The organism is Nautilia lithotrophica (assembly GCF_054656815.1).
The window spans coordinates 859,094-878,036 of the sequence record NZ_BAAHXN010000001.1 but is presented as its reverse complement, the minus strand read 5'-3'; the positions used below and the strand labels follow the sequence as shown (position 1 = coordinate 878,036).

General features: G+C 31.6%; 19 protein-coding genes. 17 read left to right on the top strand and 2 right to left on the bottom strand.

Going from position 1 to position 18,943, the window contains the following annotated elements; translation table 11 throughout:
- On the top strand, positions 1-281 hold a 281-nt coding region (locus tag ACYQ19_RS04475; protein ID WP_459978222.1), incomplete at its 5' end, for a flagellin.
- 79 nt (positions 282-360) lie between these two features.
- Here the strand turns inward: ACYQ19_RS04475 and ACYQ19_RS04470 are convergent.
- Positions 361-2,289, bottom strand: coding sequence for a motility associated factor glycosyltransferase family protein (locus tag ACYQ19_RS04470; protein ID WP_459978221.1), 1,929 nt, complete (start codon positions 2,287-2,289; stop codon positions 361-363).
- 67 nt (positions 2,290-2,356) lie between these two features.
- Between ACYQ19_RS04470 and pseB the strand changes: the two genes are divergently transcribed.
- From pseB to ACYQ19_RS04420, 10 genes are read left to right on the top strand one after another with little or no spacing between them, the layout of a single operon-like run.
- Positions 2,357-3,346 (top strand): UDP-N-acetylglucosamine 4,6-dehydratase (inverting), encoded by a 990-nt coding sequence (gene pseB / locus ACYQ19_RS04465; protein WP_459978220.1) that lies wholly within the window; start codon positions 2,357-2,359, stop codon positions 3,344-3,346.
- A 15-nt stretch (positions 3,347-3,361) separates the two neighbouring features.
- A complete protein-coding gene (locus ACYQ19_RS04460; protein ID WP_459978219.1) occupies positions 3,362-4,465 on the top strand; it encodes a DegT/DnrJ/EryC1/StrS family aminotransferase in 1,104 nt (367 codons plus the stop codon).
- The gene (pseF, locus tag ACYQ19_RS04455; protein ID WP_459978218.1) at positions 4,462-5,142 is read left to right on the top strand and encodes a pseudaminic acid cytidylyltransferase; all 681 of its coding nucleotides are present in this window, start codon (positions 4,462-4,464) and stop codon (positions 5,140-5,142) included. Before ACYQ19_RS04460 ends, pseF begins: the two co-directional genes overlap by 4 nt.
- Positions 5,123-5,965 carry a UDP-2,4-diacetamido-2,4,6-trideoxy-beta-L-altropyranose hydrolase gene (gene pseG, locus ACYQ19_RS04450; RefSeq protein WP_459978217.1) on the top strand — a complete coding sequence of 281 codons (843 nt, stop codon included), beginning with the start codon at positions 5,123-5,125 and terminating at the stop codon, positions 5,963-5,965. Before pseF ends, pseG begins: the two co-directional genes overlap by 20 nt.
- The gene (pseH, locus tag ACYQ19_RS04445) at positions 5,925-6,374 is read left to right on the top strand and encodes a UDP-4-amino-4,6-dideoxy-N-acetyl-beta-L-altrosamine N-acetyltransferase (RefSeq protein WP_459978216.1); all 450 of its coding nucleotides are present in this window, start codon (positions 5,925-5,927) and stop codon (positions 6,372-6,374) included. The genes pseG and pseH overlap by 41 nt, the downstream gene beginning before the upstream one ends.
- The gene (gene pseI, locus ACYQ19_RS04440; RefSeq protein ID WP_459978215.1) at positions 6,361-7,383 is read left to right on the top strand and encodes a pseudaminic acid synthase; all 1,023 of its coding nucleotides are present in this window, start codon (positions 6,361-6,363) and stop codon (positions 7,381-7,383) included. Before pseH ends, pseI begins: the two co-directional genes overlap by 14 nt.
- A 59-nt stretch (positions 7,384-7,442) precedes the next feature.
- The gene (locus ACYQ19_RS04435; protein ID WP_459978214.1) at positions 7,443-7,814 is read left to right on the top strand and encodes a rhodanese-like domain-containing protein; all 372 of its coding nucleotides are present in this window, start codon (positions 7,443-7,445) and stop codon (positions 7,812-7,814) included.
- A complete protein-coding gene (locus tag ACYQ19_RS04430; RefSeq protein ID WP_459978213.1) occupies positions 7,811-8,152 on the top strand; it encodes an arsenate reductase family protein in 342 nt (113 codons plus the stop codon). Before ACYQ19_RS04435 ends, ACYQ19_RS04430 begins: the two co-directional genes overlap by 4 nt.
- Positions 8,149-8,874, top strand: a complete 726-nt coding sequence (locus ACYQ19_RS04425) for a DUF445 domain-containing protein (RefSeq protein WP_459978212.1) — start codon at positions 8,149-8,151, stop codon at positions 8,872-8,874. The genes ACYQ19_RS04430 and ACYQ19_RS04425 overlap by 4 nt, the downstream gene beginning before the upstream one ends.
- Before the next feature lie 29 nt (positions 8,875-8,903).
- On the top strand, positions 8,904-9,059 hold the full coding sequence (locus tag ACYQ19_RS04420; protein WP_459978211.1) for a hypothetical protein: 156 nt from the start codon (positions 8,904-8,906) through the stop codon (positions 9,057-9,059).
- Positions 9,060-9,646: 587 nt separating this feature from the next.
- On the opposite strand, the gene acnB is transcribed toward ACYQ19_RS04420, so the two are convergent.
- Positions 9,647-12,241: a bifunctional aconitate hydratase 2/2-methylisocitrate dehydratase gene (gene acnB, locus ACYQ19_RS04415; RefSeq protein ID WP_459978210.1), complete on the bottom strand. Its 2,595-nt coding sequence runs from the start codon at positions 12,239-12,241 to the stop codon at positions 9,647-9,649.
- A gap of 313 nt (positions 12,242-12,554) precedes the next feature.
- On the opposite strand from acnB, the gene ACYQ19_RS04410 reads away from it, so the two are divergent.
- Genes ACYQ19_RS04410 through glmS form a run of 6 tightly spaced genes read left to right on the top strand, consistent with a single transcriptional unit; the run spans position 12,555 to position 18,943 of the window.
- Positions 12,555-13,499 carry a KpsF/GutQ family sugar-phosphate isomerase gene (locus tag ACYQ19_RS04410; protein ID WP_459978209.1) on the top strand — a complete coding sequence of 315 codons (945 nt, stop codon included), beginning with the start codon at positions 12,555-12,557 and terminating at the stop codon, positions 13,497-13,499.
- A 54-nt stretch (positions 13,500-13,553) separates the two neighbouring features.
- Positions 13,554-14,321: a pseudouridine synthase gene (locus ACYQ19_RS04405; protein ID WP_459978208.1), complete on the top strand. Its 768-nt coding sequence runs from the start codon at positions 13,554-13,556 to the stop codon at positions 14,319-14,321.
- 48 nt (positions 14,322-14,369) lie between these two features.
- Complete coding sequence (locus tag ACYQ19_RS04400) at positions 14,370-14,756, top strand: secondary thiamine-phosphate synthase enzyme YjbQ (protein ID WP_459978207.1); 387 nt, start codon at positions 14,370-14,372, stop codon at positions 14,754-14,756.
- The gene (locus ACYQ19_RS04395) at positions 14,749-16,362 is read left to right on the top strand and encodes a cation:proton antiporter (protein WP_459978206.1); all 1,614 of its coding nucleotides are present in this window, start codon (positions 14,749-14,751) and stop codon (positions 16,360-16,362) included. Before ACYQ19_RS04400 ends, ACYQ19_RS04395 begins: the two co-directional genes overlap by 8 nt.
- Complete coding sequence (gene galU, locus ACYQ19_RS04390) at positions 16,359-17,171, top strand: UTP--glucose-1-phosphate uridylyltransferase GalU (RefSeq protein ID WP_459978205.1); 813 nt, start codon at positions 16,359-16,361, stop codon at positions 17,169-17,171. The genes ACYQ19_RS04395 and galU overlap by 4 nt, the downstream gene beginning before the upstream one ends.
- Entirely contained in the window at positions 17,171-18,943 is a 1,773-nt protein-coding gene (glmS, locus tag ACYQ19_RS04385) for a glutamine--fructose-6-phosphate transaminase (isomerizing) (RefSeq protein WP_459978204.1), read from the top strand. Before galU ends, glmS begins: the two co-directional genes overlap by 1 nt.

The following is an 18,943-nucleotide window of genomic DNA, read 5'->3' as shown; positions in this document are numbered from 1 at the left end:
AAGGTGCAATGGCTGTAATGGATATAGCAGATGCTGCGGCTCATTATTTGGATAAAATAAGAGCTGATATCGGTTCAGTTCAGAATCAATTAGTAAGCACAATTAATAACATTTCAGTAACACAAGTAAATGTAAAAGCTGCGGAATCACAAATTAGAGATGTAGATTTTGCACAGGAAACTGCAAACTTCCAAAAACACAATCTTCTTGCACAATCAGGAAGTTATGCTTTATCACAAGCAAACGCAGTTCAACAAAATGTGCTAAAATTACTTCAATAAAGAGCTTTTTTGCTCTTTTTTCTTTTAAGATAAAGTGTCTGTCACTCTAATTTAATGGAAAAAGCAAAGAAAAGGAGAATTATTTTATAGATTGAAAAGTCAAATTTCTTTTTTTAAGTTCTTTTTCTAAGTTTTTTACTGCTCTTTTAACAACTATAATTTGAGCATTTATACTACCTGCCAACATAAATAGCCATTCTTTATGATTCATAATCCAATCTATAAGTTTTGCTTTTTTTTCAATTTCTGTATTAGATGGACGCACCATAATTTTTGCAAGATCTAGCTCTTTATTAACTAAATAACTTTGAATAGTTTCTCCAAACATTATAGAAAGTTTTCTAGTTTCAATAATGTCTTTTATTTTATCTATTTTATTTGATAATTTTATTAATTTATCAAAATTGATTTCTTCAAGTCTGTTTTCATCTTTTAATTTTTCTAAATTTTCACATTCTTCGGCAACTTGTAAAAAAACTTTTTCTATTTTGGATTGGGTTTTTTCACCATATTCAATCATTTTTCTTATTTTATCATGTGCTTTTAATAGTAATTTATTCACACTATTTTCTGATAATTTTCTTAATTTAAGAGTTTTTTTGTTTTCAGAAGTATTAATATATTTTTCTATTACCTCTTTAAAAGGCATTTCTACTGCACCATGTATTCTTGCACCACCTTCTGTAGCATTAATTGTAAGAATATTTTCTTTATTAGCGTGTTCAATATCTTTTTCAAAAAAGTTTCTAAACATATTCCATACTTTTGTAGTTCTAATAGTTCCATCACCACCATATTTTGTTACATATTCGTCACTTTCTTTAAACTCTACTTCTTTTTCACCTAATACGTGGCCATTTGCATGAGATTGTCCATCTTTAGAATAGGCTAAATCCTGACCAATTAATACAATTGTTTTATAACCTAAAAAATAAGCTAGTTCATATGCCATATTTGCGGCACTCATTCCAATACCTAAATAGCCAAATTTAGGCATGTTAAAATATTTAGTATATCTAAAAGGTCTCATAGGAAGAATCTTTTGACCATGAGAATGTTTCAATACATCTTTATGCTGAAGTGATGCATGCAACATTATGATGTCTTTTTGAAAAGATTTAGGTGTTTTTTTGAAAAATTCACTTGTAAGTTGCACTCTTTCTAATGATGTTACAAAGTCGGGTTTAATATTATGTTTGGCTAAGATTGGTAAAGAAGCATCTACACTTATAATTGTAACATGATCCTTTATCTTTTTTAATAAAGGTAATTGTTTTGCTAATGATGGTCCTGTTGAAACAATAACAGCTACATCGGAAATTTTTTTATTTTTTAGTTGAGAAAAATGAGGATTTGTAAGCATTATAGGTAAATTATTTATGTGATGTTCTATTCCTATAAGAGTGTCGATAGTGTCATTTCCAAAGTTTGCTACGGTTTGTTTGATGGCTCTAATTAAAGTTTTATTGGTTTCTATAATAGATTCTGCATAATATTTTTCATAATATTCTGAATAAATATGTAATTCAAAAGTTTTTGCGAAAAGTTGAACATCTTTATGTATAAAAATATCTAATGCTTTAGAGTAAGTAATTTGTTGAGGTGTTAGTATTTCAATTTTCTCATTTAAAATTTCTTCTGACAAATCTACTATATGTAATGCTATATATATAACTTCAATATTTGGTTCGATTACAAATATTTTTTTGTGTGAGGGATTTGCAAAAAGTAATTTAATAAATATTCCGTTTCCTAATCCGTAAAAAAACAGAACGGGATATCTTTCATATAGTTTAAATTTTTTTTGCTTTTCTTGGATTTCTTCTAATGGTTGTGTTTTATAAATCGGATAATTGCGCTTTATGTCTATAATATTTAAATTAATAGGATCTTCACCCTGTTGAATAACTTCAAAATTTTTGTAAGTTTGCAGGCTAAATAATTTAGTTGCCAATTCAGGATTTTTTTCAAATAGTGCTTTTAAATTCTTTTCATAAATTTGAGACATTTTAGACCTTTTGTTTTTATATCGGTTATTTTGTTAAAATTATAACAACTTACAATTAGGAGAAGAGATGTTTAACGGGAAGAATATATTAATAACGGGTGGGACCGGGAGTTTTGGTAAGAAATATACGGAGATATTATTAAAAAATTACAAACCAAATAAAATAATCATATATAGTCGTGATGAATTAAAACAATTTGAAATGGCACAAAAATATAATGAAAAATGTATGAGATATTTTATAGGTGACGTCAGGGATAAAGAGAGATTAAAAAAAGCCATGGAAGATGTAGATATAGTAATACATGCTGCAGCATTAAAACATGTGCCTGTGGCAGAATACAATCCAATGGAATGTATTAAGACAAACATTAATGGTGCTCAGAATGTAATAGATAATGCAATTGAATTAGAGGTTGAAAAGGTAATAGCACTTTCAACAGATAAAGCCGCGGCACCGATAAATTTATATGGGGCTACTAAATTAGCGAGTGATAAACTTTTTATTGCGGCTAATAATTTAGTCGGAAAGAGAAAAACAAGATTTTCAGTTGTAAGATATGGAAATGTAATAGGAAGTAGAGGAAGTGTGGTTCCGTTTTTTGTTAATTTGATAAGAAATGGTGCAAAAGAGCTTCCAATTACCCATAAAGATATGACAAGGTTTTTAATTACTCTTGAAGAGGGGGTTAAATTTGTTTTGAAGAATTTTGAAAGGATGCAAGGTGGTGAAATATTTGTTCCTAAAATACCTTCAATGAAAGTTGTAGATTTAGCAAAAGCATTGTGTCCAGAATGTAAATTAAAAGAGATAGGGATAAGACCGGGCGAAAAGATGCATGAAGTAATGATAACAAAAGACGACAGGTGTGTAGAGTTTGAAGATCATTATGTAATAAAACCTACAATTAATTTTAGTTTTGAAGCGGATTATACACAAAACATGATAGGTGAGAAGGGGGAAGAGCAAGGATATGGATTTGAATATAGTTCAGGGACAAATGACTGGTGGTTATCAAAAGATGAATTTTTACAAAAAGCCAAAGAATTTTTATAGATTGGAAAGTGAAAAATGGAAAATGGGAAATTAAATAAGTTTATTCCATATGGGAAGCAGTATATTGACGAAAATGATGTAAATGCTGTAGTTGAAACATTAAAGAGTGATTTTTTAACAACAGGACCTAAAGTAAAAGAATTTGAAGATGTTTTAGCCAAGAAACTTGGATTTAAATATGTAGTTGCAGTAAGCAACGGCACCGCAGCGCTTCATTTGGCAAGTAGGGTTCTACTAAATGTTGGTGATAGAGTAATAACTACACCCAATTCATTTTTGGCTACTTCTAACTCAATCCTTTATGTTGGGGCTAAGCCTGTTTTTGTGGATATTGAAAATAATGGGCTTATTAACTTTGATTTAGTAGAAGAGCAACTTAAAAAAAGAAAAATAAAAGCTTTATATTTGGTTACATTTTCCGGACATCCTTTTAATGATGAAAAACTTAAGTATTTAAAAGAAAAATATAGGGTTAAAATTTTACTTGATAATGCTCATTATTTTGGAAAAGATAGTGGAATTTGCGATGTTGCAACTTATTCGTTTCATCCGGTTAAACATATTACTACCTTTGAAGGTGGAGCAGTAGCAACAAATGATGAAAAGATTTACAAAAAATTACTGATACTCAGAAACCATGGAATGGTAAAAGATGTATCAATGTATCCATGGGAATATAAAATGGTTGATTTGGGATATAATTACCGCCTGAGTGATGTGGCGTGTGCAATGGGGCTAAGCCAGCTTGAAAAAATAGATATGTTTTTGGAAAAAAGACGACAAATAGCAAAATATTATCATGATAATCTACCTGAAAAAATAAAGCCTCTTTATCCGTATAATGAAAAAAGCTCTTATCATCTTTTTGTAGTAAGATATCCTTTTAAGTCATTGGAAGAAAAAGCGGAATTTTTTATGAAAATGAGAGAAAAGGGTATTGGTCTTCAGTATCATTATATTCCGATTAATCAGCAGCCTTATTATGTAAAAAAAGGGTATTTTAAAAAATTTACGGAAATGGAAAGATATTATCTTGAGGCTTTTTCTTTACCTATTTATTATAGTTTAAATGAAAAAGATCAAAATTACGTGATTAAATGTATGGAGGAATTGCTTTGAATATATGTATTATACCGGCGCGTGGGGGGAGTAAAAGAATTCCAAAGAAAAATATTAAAAATTTTTGCGGTAAACCTCTTATTGCATATAGTATAGAAAATGCTAAAAAAGCAGAACTTTTTGAAAGAATTGTAGTTTCTACGGATAGTAATGAAATTGCCGAAGTTGCTGAAAAATATGGTGCGGAGATATTATGGCGACCTAAAGAGCTGGCGGATGATTATTCCGGAAGTATAGATGTATTTGATCATGCGATTGAAATTCTAAATAAAGAAAATAAATACAATTATGCATGTATGTTGTATCCTACAGCGCCCCTGTTGGATGTTAAATATCTTAAAGAAGGTATTGAACAACTGAAAACATCAAATGCATGTTATTCTTTTAGTGCAACTACATATGATTTTCCTATATGGAGAAGTTTTGAAATAGTCAATGGAAAGGCAAAAATGTTTTTTCCGGAATTTATGAATAAAAGAAGCCAGGATTTAAAAGAGGCTTATCATGATGCAGGGCAATTTTACTGGAAAAATTTGAAGTGTAATGATAGATTTCATTTTGACGGAAGTGTTCCAATTATTATCCCTAGATATTTAACTCAGGATATTGATACTTTAGAAGATTTTGTTAAAGCAGAACTAATGTATAGGGCTTTGAATGATTATATTAAGAGTTGATTTTAGTCCCGATATTGGTTTTGGGCATCTTAAAAGAGCTACACTTTTTTGCAATAAACTGAAAAACAAATATGAAAAATGTCTTATTCTTTGTAAAGAGTGTAATGAAAAATATACTGATATTCCAGTTATTAAGATAAAAAGCGAAGATGAGTTTTTTACACAGATTAAAAAATTACAACCAGAAAAAGTAATAGTAGATAATTATAATTTTACCTATGAATATGAGAAAAAATTTAAAACCCTTTTTCCGAATATTAGTCTAATTTGTGTAGATGACAATTTTGAGAAACATTATTGCGATGAAATTATAAATACAAATTTATATGCAAAAAAAGAAAAATATCAAAATAAAGTTCCTACATTTACAAAAATAACTATATTAAAACCTCTAATAAGAGATGAATTCAAAAAAGCTAAGAAAAAAAGATATAAAAAAGAGGGCTTATTTATAAGCTTTGGTGGGACGGATGCAAAGGGACTGACTTTAAAAGTTTTAAAAATATTAAAAAATAAAAAGTTAAATGTAAATGTATATACTACAAGTGCTAATCAAAATTTAAATAAACTCAAGAGATTTTGTAGAATCAATAAATGGTGTAAATTGCATATTGATAAAAATGTGGCAGAAGGTATGGCAAAAGCTAAGTTTGGAATAATAACCCCTTCTACCATTACGTGGGAAGCTGTTTATATGAATATGCCATTTTTGGCAGTAAAAGTAGCAGATAATCAAAAATTTATTGCAAAATATTTAAAAGAAAAAAGAGTAAAGGTAATCAGTGAACGTGAAATACAAAAAATTTCAAGAATTATCTTTTGATGAAATAAAAGAAGTCCTTGAATGGCGAAATAATCCTGATATAAGAAAATGGATGTATAATAAAGAAAAAATTAGTTTGGAAGAGCATTTAAAATTTATAGAAAATTTAAAAAAAGACTCTGCTAAAATATATATAAAAGTAGATGATTTAGGTGTTGTGAATTTTAAAATATTTGATCATTTTGCTGAGTTGGGGATTCATAAAAATCCAAAAAAGAAAAAAGTCGGAAGGGAACTTTTACGATTTGCCGTTAATTATGCATTTAATAATTTAAAATTAAAAAAATTAATTTTGTATGTATTTGAAGATAATATTAGAGCGAAGACTCTTTACAAAAATATAGGTTTTATTGAACTAGAAAAAAAGGATAATTTAATAAAAATGGAGCTTTTAAATGAAAATTGGTAAACATGAAACTAAAGAAAAAGTTTTTATTATAGCTGAACTTTCAGCAAATCACAGCGGTAATATACAGATTGCTAAAGATACGATATATTCTGCAAAAGAAAGCGGAGCAGATGCTGTAAAACTACAAACATATACTGCTGAATGGATGACATTGGATTGCAAAAAAGAAGACTTTATAATTAAAGGCGGAACTATTTGGGATGGGATTAATCTTTTTCAACTCTATAAACAAGCTGCTATTCCACTGGAATGGCACGAAGAATTATTTAATTATGCCAGAAGTTTAGGATTGGAAATATTTAGTTCACCTTTTAGTAAAGAAGCAGTTGATTTTTTAGAAAATTTTAATACACCGGTTTATAAAATAGCGTCGTTTGAAATTACTGATTATGAACTTGTAGATTATGCCGCAAGTAAAGGTAAACCTATGATAATTTCAACAGGAATTGCTACATTGCAGGAAATTCAGGATGTTGTAGAAATTTGTAAAAAAAGAAATGTAGAATTAGCTCTTTTAAAATGCACGTCGGCATATCCTGCACCAAGAAGTGAAGTTAATTTAAAAACAATTCCCGCTTTAAAAGATGTTTTTAAAACTGAAGTTGGATTTTCGGATCATACTTTAGGTATTTCTGCACCTGTGGCGGCAGTGGCGATGGGTGCCAGAATAATTGAAAAACATTTTATATTGGATAAATCTTTAGATTCACCGGATAAAGATTTTAGTTTAACACCAAAAGAGTTTAAAGAAATGGTAAAAGCTGTAAGGGAAACAGAAGAGATGATAGGGCAAGTGAATTTCAAACCTAAAAGCGGTAGGCAGTTTGCAAGAAGTTTATATGTTGTAAAAGATATAAAAAAAGGTGAAACGTTTACTAAAGAAAATGTAAAATCTATTCGTCCAGGTTTTGGTTTACATCCGAAATTTTTACCTGAAATACTTGGAAAGAAAGCATGTAGAGATTTACGAAAAGGTGATCGATTAAGATGGGAAGATGTAACTGATTGATAGTTGAAAAATGATATATATATGATAAAATAACTTCAAAAAATAAAAAAGGATAAAATTTGTTTGATTTTTTTACAAAAGGTAGAAAATTGAAACTAGGAGAAGAAAAAAGAGCTCCAAGAGCAGATGCTTTTCCTACTTATGAATTATTAAAAGAAGTAATTATTCTTGATATTAGAGACAAAGAAGAAGTGGAAGAATACGGAAAAATGCCTAACTCAATAAACATACCTTTTCATCCTGGATTTACCGAAGCTATTATGAAGCTAGATAAAAATAAAAAATACGGAATTATGGATTTAAGGGGTGTTTATATTAATGAAGCTCTTGAAATTGCTAAAGAAGTAGGACTTGATGTTGTAGAACTTAGAGGTGGGTTTTTTTATTTGACTGAAGTTATGAATTTAAAACCTGTTAAGGAGGAAAAATGAAAGTATATGGAATAAAAACATGTGGAAGCGTAAAAAAGGCACTTAAGTTTTTTAATGAAAATGGAATTGAATATGAATTTCACGATTTTAAAAAAGAACCTGTAGGGTGTGATAAAATAGATGAGTGGATAAAAAAAGCTGGAATAGACGTTCTGTTTAACAACAAAGGAACAAAATACAGAACTTTAAAACTAAAAGAGCTCAACCTTGATGAAAACGGAAAAAGAGAGTGGCTTTGTAAGGAAAACCTGCTTATAAAAAGACCTGTCATCGAGCTTGACAATGGAGATGTTATTGTAGGATTTAATGAAGATAGATATAAGGAAATTTTTGCATGAATGCAGCCGTTTTAGCTAGCAGCATAGGGGTGGGGGCTCTTATAGGATATGTAACCAACTATGTTGCCATAAAACTTCTTTTTAGACCTTATAAGCCCTTAAAAATAGGAAGTTTTACTATATTTCCTCAGGGTGTGATTCCAAGAGAAAAAGAAGCTCTGGCAAGAAAAGTTGGAGAAGTTGTAAGGGATTACATACTCAGTGAAGATGAGATTAAAAAAATAATTTCTCAAAAAGAAGTAAAAGAAGAAATCGTTAATTTTATCAATGCGAAAATTGAAAAGATTTTGGATAAAAAAGTAACTGATTTTATGGAAAAAGAGGAAATTGTTGAAAAAATCTCATCTTTTATAGAAAAGTTTGTGGCAGAAAAGTTTCCAATGTTTGCAAGTTTTGTAAGCGGAAATATGATAAAGTCGATTTTTGATAGTGTTGATTTTGATGTGAAGGTAAGTGAAATATTAAACTCAGACAAAACAAAAGAGATTATCAAAAACGAAATAGTTTCATTTCTCGAAGATGAGGTGCCTAAAATTTTTATAAAAGCAAATATTGATAAAATAGTAGAAGAGAGAGTTTCAAATTTCGATGAAAAAACACTTGAGGATATGCTTTTTTCACTTATGAAAAAACATTTTAGCTTCATCAACTTCGCGGGTGCCGCACTTGGTGCGATAATTGGATTTGTTCAGTATTTCGTTGTTACAATATGTAATCATTAAAAGGCATAATTCCTTTAAAAAAGGGAGTTATGCAGATTATTAAGAATTATTTGGAAATAATACTTGCGTTTATTGTTTTTGCTTGGATTTTGATATTTAAATATGATTTCTATTTTGTTCTTGCTTTAATTTTGGAACTTATGGTTATCATAGAAGTTATGCAGATGCTTTTTGTGTTTTTTTAAAAGCAGAGGATTAAAATAAGATTTATGGTTGATGCTTCAATTATTTTTTTCATAAGAGAGCTTTTGATAGCAACTACTACTCACAAGCCCTTAAAAACAATAATGGTATATATCAGTTTGATTGCAATTTTTCTTTTTTAGATATCTGGCATTGAACATTACATACTGCAATTCTGATGAATAATTTATAATTATTTATAAGTGGAAGACACTATATTAGTGTGCAGTGGAAAGTGAATAATGTAAAATTAGAGAAAATTTGACAATTTAAAAAGAAAAATATGCAATGGAAAGTTAAGGAATATATGTTGTTTATAATTTTAGTTTTGTTATCAGTTAAAATATATACTATCAACCATTCAGTATCAAGCAATTGATGTCAGGCACTATGATTAGGTGTAGCTATAGGGTTAAGGATATAGGAGTAAAGTTTTTAAAATAAATGTTTGATATTAAAAGATCTAACGAATTGGTGGCAGACACTAATCCGTTATTGCTTTTAGATGTATTGTTTTGTTTAAACTGGTTTTTAATGTTATTTGTAAAAGTCGTTTGAAAATTATAATAAAAAAGCAAAGGAAGAAAAATTACTGAAGCGTTAAGCTTAGCATTTTTCTTACGTAGTCTTCCGGCATTTGATGGAAGTAGAGGTATTTGTAAACTTTATCTTCTTTACCAGCAAGTTTTTTCTCTACAATTTCAAGATACTCTTCTTTAGTAGGGATTCTTCCAAGCATTGCAGTTACCGCTGCAAGCTCAGCACTTCCAAGGTAAACTTTTGCACCTTTTCCAAGTCTGTTGTCAAAGTTTCTTGTAGAAGTTGAAAATACGTTTGCGTTATCTGCCACTCTTGCCTGGTTACCCATACATAATGAACATCCAGGGATTTCGATTCTCGCTCCAGCCTGACCGAAGATTGCGTAATATCCTTCTTCAGTAAGCTGTTCTTTATCCATTTTTGTAGGAGGTGCTATCCAAAGTCTTGTAGGCACCTGACCTTCACCTTGAAGGATTTCACCTGCAGCTCTGTAGTGACCGATGTTTGTCATACAGCTTCCGATAAATACTTCGTCGATTTTATGAGGTCTGTTTGAATCAGCCAATACTTCGCTGATTGTTGCAACGTCATCCGGGTCGTTTGGACATGCAACAATAGGCTCAGTTATTTCATTTAAATCAATTTCAATTACAGCTGCATATTCAGCGTCTTTGTCTGCTCTAAGAAGAGTAGGATTATCTAGCCATTCTTTCATTTTATCGATTCTTCTTTGGATTGTTCTTTTATCTTCATATCCCGCTTCAATCATAGCTTCAAGAAGTTTGATGTTTGATTTTAGGTATTCCGCAACCTGATCTTCGCTTACATCGACAGTACATGCAGCCGCACTTCTCTCAGCTGAAGCGTCCGCAAGTTCGAATGCCTGCTCGATTGTAAGGTTTCTGATGATATCACCTTCAATTTCAAGGATTCTTCCGTTAAATACGTTCTTTTTGTTTTTCTTCTCAACAGTTAAAAGTCCTTGTTTAATTGCAAAATATGGAATTGCGTTAACAAGGTCCCTTAGAGTGATTCCAGGTTGAAGCTCACCTTTAAATCTAACTAAAACACTTTCAGGAACGTTTAGAGGCATACTTCCTGTAACCGCTGCGAATGCAACAAGCCCTGAACCTGCAGGGAATGAAATACCCATTGGGAATCTTGTATGTGAATCTCCACCAGTTCCTAATGTATCAGGAAGAATCATTCTATTTAGCCAAGAGTGGATAACACCATCACCCGGTCTAAGCGCTACACCGCCCCTGCTTGTAATAAACGCAGGAAGAGTGTGGTGTAGTTTGATATCCGCAGGCTTTGGATAAGCTGCTGTGTGACAGAAACTTTGCATTACAAGGTCAGCGTTAAATCCAAGTGCAGCTAATTCTTTGATTTCGTCTCTTGTCATAGCACCTGTTGTATCCTGGCTACCTACAGTTGTTGCAGTAGGTTCTACATACATTCCAGGTCTTACACCTTCCATACCACATGCTTTACCTATAATTTTTTGAGCAAGTGTATATCCTACGCCTTTTTTATCTTCCGGCTGTGCAGGTCTTGTGAAGATGTCTGTTTCAGGTTCCATTCCCAAAGCTTCTCTTGCTTTTTTAGTTAAGTTTTTACCGATGATCAGAGGAACCCTACCGCCTGCTTGAACTTCATCAGGAAGAGTGTTTGGTTTAAGTTCGAATTCACTTACAACTTCCCCGTTTTTAAGGATTTTACCTTCATATGGTCTGATTTCAATAACATCACCTGTTTCAAGTTTGTCAACAGGTGCTTCGATTGGAAGAGCTCCTGCGTCTTCACAAGTATTGAAGAAAATAGGTGCGATTACACCGCCGATTACAATACCGCCTCTTTTTTTGTTCGGAACGTAAGGAATTTCTTCACCGATATGCCAGATTACGGAGTTTGCCGCAGATTTTCTTGAACTACCGGTTCCCACAACATCACCAACAAACGCTACAGGGTGACCCGTTTTTTTAAGTTCTTCAATTTTTTCAAGTGCATCCGGCATTTTTGCTTTTAGCATAGAAAGCGCATGCAATGGAATATCGCTTCTTGTAAACGCTTCACTTGCTGGACTTAGGTCGTCTGTATTTGTTTCGCCCGGAACTTTGAAAACTACCGCTTTAATGCTTTCAGGAAGTTTAGGTTTAGTTGTAAACCACTCAGCATTTGCCCAGCTTTCAAGTACTTCTTTAGCGTATTTGTTTCCTGATTTTGCCAAATCTTCTACATCATGAAACGCATCATAAACAAGCAGAGTATTTTTAAGCTGATTTGCAGCTTCTTGTGCAACTTCTTCATCTTCGTGGCTCAGTGCGTCGATTAGAGGTTTTACGTTGTAACCTCCAAGCATTGTTCCTAAAATCTCAACAGCTCTTTTTTTAGAAATTGCAGGAGATGAAGTTTTTCCTTGAACGATGTCGTTTAAAAACGCCGCTTTTACATATGCCGCGTCGTCAACACCAGGGTTGATGTGGTTTAGGAAAAGATCCATTAAATATTCTTCTTCGATAATCGGAACCTGTTTTAAAAGTTCTACAAGTTCAGCTGTCTGTTCAGCAGTTAATGGAAGTGGAGGAATTCCAAGTTTGGCTCTTTCTTCAGTATGTTTTTTGTATTCTTCAATGAAACTCATGAGAATCCTTTTTTGTTTGAATTATAACTCTTATTTTTACAAATTGTTACATTTTAAAAATATTTATTTAAGTATTTGTGTGAAAAAGTAACATTGTGCATTATTGATGTTTTAATAGAGAGAATGAATAGTGTAAAATGTGAAATGGAGTGAATTGGGCAAAAGTTTGTGTTGGGAAGAATTGAGAACAATAGAGCCAGACATCAAACATAACGCCTAAATTACCTTTACGACTTTTAAACTTTAATTACCAATATACCTAACCTTAACTAACCACTTAACCTATGTTATAATTACATCAAAAAGGGAATTTGTGGATTTTAAAAAAATAGCAAGAGAAGTGCTCGAAATTGAGGCAAATGAGCTTTTAAACGCAAATGTTGAAGGTATTGAAAAAGCTGTTGAGATTGCTTACAATACCAAAGGGAAGTTGATTGTTACTGGCGTTGGAAAATCCGGGCTTATTGGATCTAAAATTGCGGCAACTTTAGCAAGCACCGGTACTCCCAGTTTCTTTTTACATCCCACCGAGGCTTTGCATGGTGATTTAGGGATGATTACGAAAAACGATAGCGTTTTGGCTATTAGTTATTCTGGGGAGAGTGAAGAGCTTATTAAAATTCTCCCTCACATTAAAAGATTTGAAGTTCCTTTAATAGCCATGACGGGTAGAATGAATTCAACTCTTGCAAGATATGCGGATGTGGTTTTAAACATTCATGTAAATAAAGAAGCATGCCCGTTAAATATTGCTCCAACAAGTTCTACGACGCTTACTCTTGCAATGGGGGATGCTTTGGCAGTATGCCTTATGAAAAAAAGAAATTTTACAAAAGAAGATTTTGCTTCGTTTCATCCTGGGGGAAGTCTAGGTAAAAAACTTTTTGTGAAAGTAAAAGATTTAATGAAAAAAGAATTTCCTACTGCGGATGAAAAGGATACTTTGCAAGAGGCAATTATCAAAATGACGGAAGGAAAGTTGGGACATGTTTTGTTTTTAGATAACCAAAAAGTAAAAGCAATTCTCAGTGACGGGGATTTAAGAAGAGCAATGATGAGTGAAAAGTTTGATTTAAAAGCAAAAGCAATTGATTTTGCCACGTTAAGTCCTAAAACAATTTCTAAAGAAGTTTTAGCTGCGGATGCCCTAAAGTTTATGGAAGATAATAAAATTCAATTTTTACCTGTAACGGATAAAAACGGAAATATTGTAGGTGTAATACACATTCACAATCTTGTAGAAGCAGGAATTAAGTAAGTTGTGAAGTGGGTAAGTTGTGAAGCTGATAAGTAAAAAATTAAAAGGAAAAAAGTGAGATTAAATAAATTTATAAGTCATCATACGACTTATTCAAGAAGAGAAGCCGACAAACTTATATTTGACGGAAGGGTTAAAGTTAACGGCAGAATTATAAAAGAGCCAGGTTTTGAGGTTGAAGAAGGTGATAAAGTTGCCGTTAACGGAAGGCCCGTTAAAAAAAGCACAAAATATACATGTATAGTATACAATAAACCAAGAGGCGAACTAGTAACTAAAAAAGATGACAGGGGAAGAAAAACAATATACGACTCTCTTCCGAAAAAATACAGACATTTCATACCGGTAGGAAGGCTTGATTTTAATAGTGAAGGGCTTTTGATATTAACTGATTCGCCAAAAGTTGCCCATGCTTTGATGAATTCTGATCTTCCAAGAGTATATAAACTCAAAATAAAAGGTGAAATAACAGATAAAATGATAGAAGCTATGCAAAATGGCGTTGAAGTAGGAGATGCTGGGGCACATGAAGAGAGTGAAATTAAAAAAATGGTTTTAAAACCGTTTTTAAGTGCTCAAATTATTAAAAATTCACCAAAGTACTCAACCCTTAAAGTAGCAATAGGGGAAGGTAAAAACAGGGAACTCAGAAGGTTTTTTGCAAACTTTGGAAGTGAAGTAATGGACTTAAAAAGACTTTCTTACGGATGGGTTAGCCTTAATGCCCTTCCTACCGGTAAAACAAGATATTTTGATAAAAAAGAATATAAACTTCTTAAAGAATTTTTACATAAAGAAGCCGAAAGAAAAGAAAAAATTTAAAAAATTAACAACATTTATAAAATAACAATAAATCAAAAAGGAGAAAGAATGCAAAAGCTTAAATTCAAAACTAATTATAAATCGGAAGTAATAGATATTACCGATGAAATAAAAGAAGCGGTAATAAAAAGTGGGGTTAAAGATGGGATTATAACGGTTTTTTGTCCTCACTCCACGGCAAGTGTAATTATTTTTGAAAAAAGTGATGCTACTCTTAGAAGAGATTTATTAGGAATGTTAAAAGATATAGTTCCATACAGGGATTATTCTCATTCAAATGCAAGAGCGCATTTAAAAGCCGCTTTTTTAAGAAGTAATCTCACACTGATAGTTGAAAATGCAAATGTAGTTCTTGGAGATTGGCAGGGGATATTTTTAGTTGAATTTGACGGACCAAGAGAGAGAAATGTAATTATTAAGGCAATTAATGGTTAGTCCCGTTTTAATTGTAATTGCTTTACTTTTTATAGCTCTTAGTTTTAACATTCCTTTTGCAAGATATAAAATACCGCCAATAATTGGGTATATATTCACAGGCGTTATTGTCAGTAATATATTTGATATAGATAAGCACACTATTGAACTTATTGCAGAAATGGGAATAGTATTTTTGATGTTTATGATAGGACTTGAGTTTTCACCTGAAAAACTTAAATCTATGAAAAAAGAGGTTTTTGGTTTTGGTATAGCCGAAATGACGCTTGTTAGCGGCTTTTTTGGGTTGTTTTTCTGGTTGGCTTTGGGACTTGATGTAAGAATAGCGTTTATTATAGGTGCGGCTATAGCTCTCAGTTCAACTGCAATAGTTTTAAAACTTTTAAATGAAAATAGAGAAATTTCAAAACCTTATGGTCGAATATCTCTTGGTATTTTGCTTTTTCAGGATATTGCTGTAATCCCTATTTTGATTGCAATTTCTATAATTGTAAATAAAGATGCAAATTTAACCCAACTTATATTAAAAACGCTTGGCGGATTTGCTGCTCTTGGAATATTTATATGGATTTATGGTAAATATATTGCACCTTTTGTAATATCACATGCAACAAAAACAAGATCTGATGAAATATTTATAGCTACAGTTTTGCTTGTAGTTCTGACTGCGGCTGAAATAGCTCATTTTTTTGGGCTTAGTTATTCACTAGGTGCGTTTCTTGCCGGTATGATTCTTAGTGAAACAAAATATAAATATCAGATTGAGGCGGATTTGGTTCCTTTTAGAGATATACTTCTTGGGGTGTTTTTTATTTCTGTGGGATTGATGGTAAATTTAAATTTTGTAATTAATAATATTTTTACAATTCTTTTAATGACAATTGCTTTTATGTTTGCTAAAGCAGGTGTTATATATATGATGCTTAAATATTTTGTAAAACATAACCGTATTGCGATTAAAACTGCATTTACTCTTTCACAAATTGGTGAATTTGCTTTTGTAATATTTGCTTTAATGAGTAAACATAATCTTGTTGAATCGGATTTGTTGCAAAAACTTGTAGTTGCTACCGTGATTTCGATGGTTTTAACACCTTTTATAGTAAGATATATTTATAAGATTGCCGATATTTTTGATAAAGATATTCAAGATTTTGAAGAGTTCATGCTAAAACCAGCAAAAACAGCTGGACATATTATTCTGATAGGATATGATAAAATAGGTCAAAGAGTTGCTAAAAAGTTAACGACAGCAGGAATTCCATACGTTGCAATTGAAAAACAGATAGAAGAAGTAAAAAAGGGTCTTAAAAACGGAGATAATGTAATATTCGGAAATGCAGCAAACAAAAAAGTTCTAGAGAGTTTAAATATAGAAGATGCAAGCGCGGTTATTATTACTACGCAAAATGAGGACCATACGCATATGATTGTTGAAAATATTTTAGATATTAATCCAAATTTAAATATAATTGTTTTAACTGATTCAGATGTGGAAAAAGAGTTTTATTCAAATCATAATGTATATGTAATAGATAAAAGCAAAGAATTAGCACAAAAACTTATAGAATTAGCATTAAAATGTGATTTAAAGGAGAATAGATGATAAAAAAAGCTTTATTTCCGGCTGCGGGATACGGGACGAGATTTTTACCTGCGACTAAGTCGGTGCCAAAAGAGATGTTACCAGTTGTAAATAAACCATTAATTCATTATGGGATAATGGAATGTATGAATGCAGGAATTAATGAAATAGGATTTGTAACAGGGAGAAACAAAAGAGCTATTGAAGATTATTTGGATTTTAGTCCAGAGCTTGAAGAGAAAATAAAAGATTCAAGCAAAGCGAAACTTTTACACGAAACGAATGAAATGATAAATAAATGCACGTTTACATATGTTAGACAAAAAGAGATGTTAGGACTTGGACATGCGGTATTAACAGGAGAACCATTAATAGGAAATAATCCTTTTGCGGTAGTTTTGGCTGACGATTTGTGTGAAGGCGATGTATTGAGTCAGATGGTAAAGCTATATAATAAATTTAAATGCACAATCGTAGCTATAGAAGAGGTTCCCAAAGATGAGGTTAATAAATATGGGGTAATATCCGGTAAAGAGATAGAAGATGGGGTATATATGGTTGATGATATGGTTGAAAAACCTGATGTGGATAAAGCACCCAGTAATTTAGCGATAATCGGAAGATATATACTTACACCTGATATATTTGATTTATTAAGAATAACAAAGCCCGGAAGAGGTGGGGAGATACAGCTTACAGACGCTCTTTTAAAACAGGCAAAAGAAGGGATGGTCATAGCGTATAAATTTAAAGGTAAAAGGTTTGACTGCGGAAGCGTAAAAGGATTTATTGAAGCTACTAATTATTTTTATGAGAAGGAATTTAAATAATGTGTGGTATTGTTGGATGTATAGGTGTAGAAAAACCTCAAAAATATTTGATTGAAGGGCTTAAAGAGCTCGAATACAGAGGATATGATAGTGCCGGTATTGCAATTATTGATAATAAAGAGCTAAAAATTATAAAAGCAGTCGGAAAATTGAAAAACCTTGAAAGAAAACTAGACCAAGTTAAATTTGAAAATCCTAAACTCGGAATAGGCCATACTAGATGGGCAACGCATGGAAAACCTACTGAAATTAATGCACACCCACATATAGGGCAGTTTAGTGCAGTGGTTCATAATGGAATTATTGAAAATTATCAGGAAATTAAAAAATTTTTAGAAGAAAAAAACATAAATTTCGTATCTCAAACAGATACTGAAGTAATTGTAAAACTTTTCGAATATTATTGTAATGGGGATCCTTTTGAAGCATTTAAAAAGACAATTGAAAAAATAGAAGGGGCCTATGCAATACTGCTTATTACTAAAAAAGAACCTAAAAAAATATTTTTTGCAAAAAAAGGCTCTCCTCTAATAGTTGCCAAAAATTCTAAAGGTATATATTTCGCCTCTTCTGACGCTCCTTTAATAGGTTATGCCAAGCAGGCTCATTATTTAGAAGATGGAGAATATGGATATGTTACTGAAAATGAAATACATATTTATAAAAAAAATTTAATTATATCACCAGAATTTAAAGACTTACCTACCGATAAAGAGTCCGCAAAAAAAGGTGGATTTAGATTTTACATGGAAAAAGAAATATATGAGCAGTTTAATGTTTTAAAAGAGACTACGCTTGGAAGAAATACTGAAAATGGAATAAAATTTGACGAAGTTGATAAAAGTTTTTTTGATGGAATTAACAATATTATAATCAGTGCATGTGGGACAAGTTATCATGCAGGACTTGTCGGAAAGTATCTTATAGAAAGAAATGCAAAAATAAGAGTTGATGTAGAGGTTGCGAGTGAACTGAGATACAGGAATCCACTATTAACAAAAGATACACTTTTTATTGTAATATCTCAATCAGGTGAAACGGCTGACACTCTTGAAACTCTTAAAATGGCAAAAAAATCCGGGCTTAAGACGTTGGCTCTTTGTAATGTAGATAATTCTTCTATTGTAAGAGTAGCTGATAAAACAATATTACTTAGAGCCGGAATAGAAAAAGGAGTTGCTTCAACCAAGGCATTTGCTACACAGGTTATGACGTTATGGATGCTTAGTAATTATTTGGGTGATATAAATGAATACGAAGCTATAAATTCCGCTATTGAGGCTACAAAAGTAGATACCTCTTTACATGAAAAAATTAAGCGTCTTTCAAAAAGATATCTACATGGACATGGGTTTTTCTTTATAGGAAGAGATATTTTTTTTCCATTGGCACTCGAAGGTGCCCTTAAACTTAAAGAAATAAGCTATATTCATGCAGAAGGATATCCTGCAGGGGAAATGAAACACGGACCTATTGCATTGGCTGACCCGGAACTTTTTGTTGTTGCACTTTTAAGTAAAAATGTCCTTTATGAAAAAACAAAATCAAATATTGAAGAGCTTGTGGCAAGAGATGCAACTGTTCTAACAATATCAAGCGAATATATTGAAATGACAGATGATTTTGTTAAAATTAAAGAGAGTAATCATCCAATGATAGAGTTTTTTGAAATGATGGTAATTACACAGATTTTAGCACTTGAAGTAGCTATAAGGATGGGAAATGATGTGGATATGCCAAGGAATTTGGCTAAGTCTGTAACAGTGGAATAA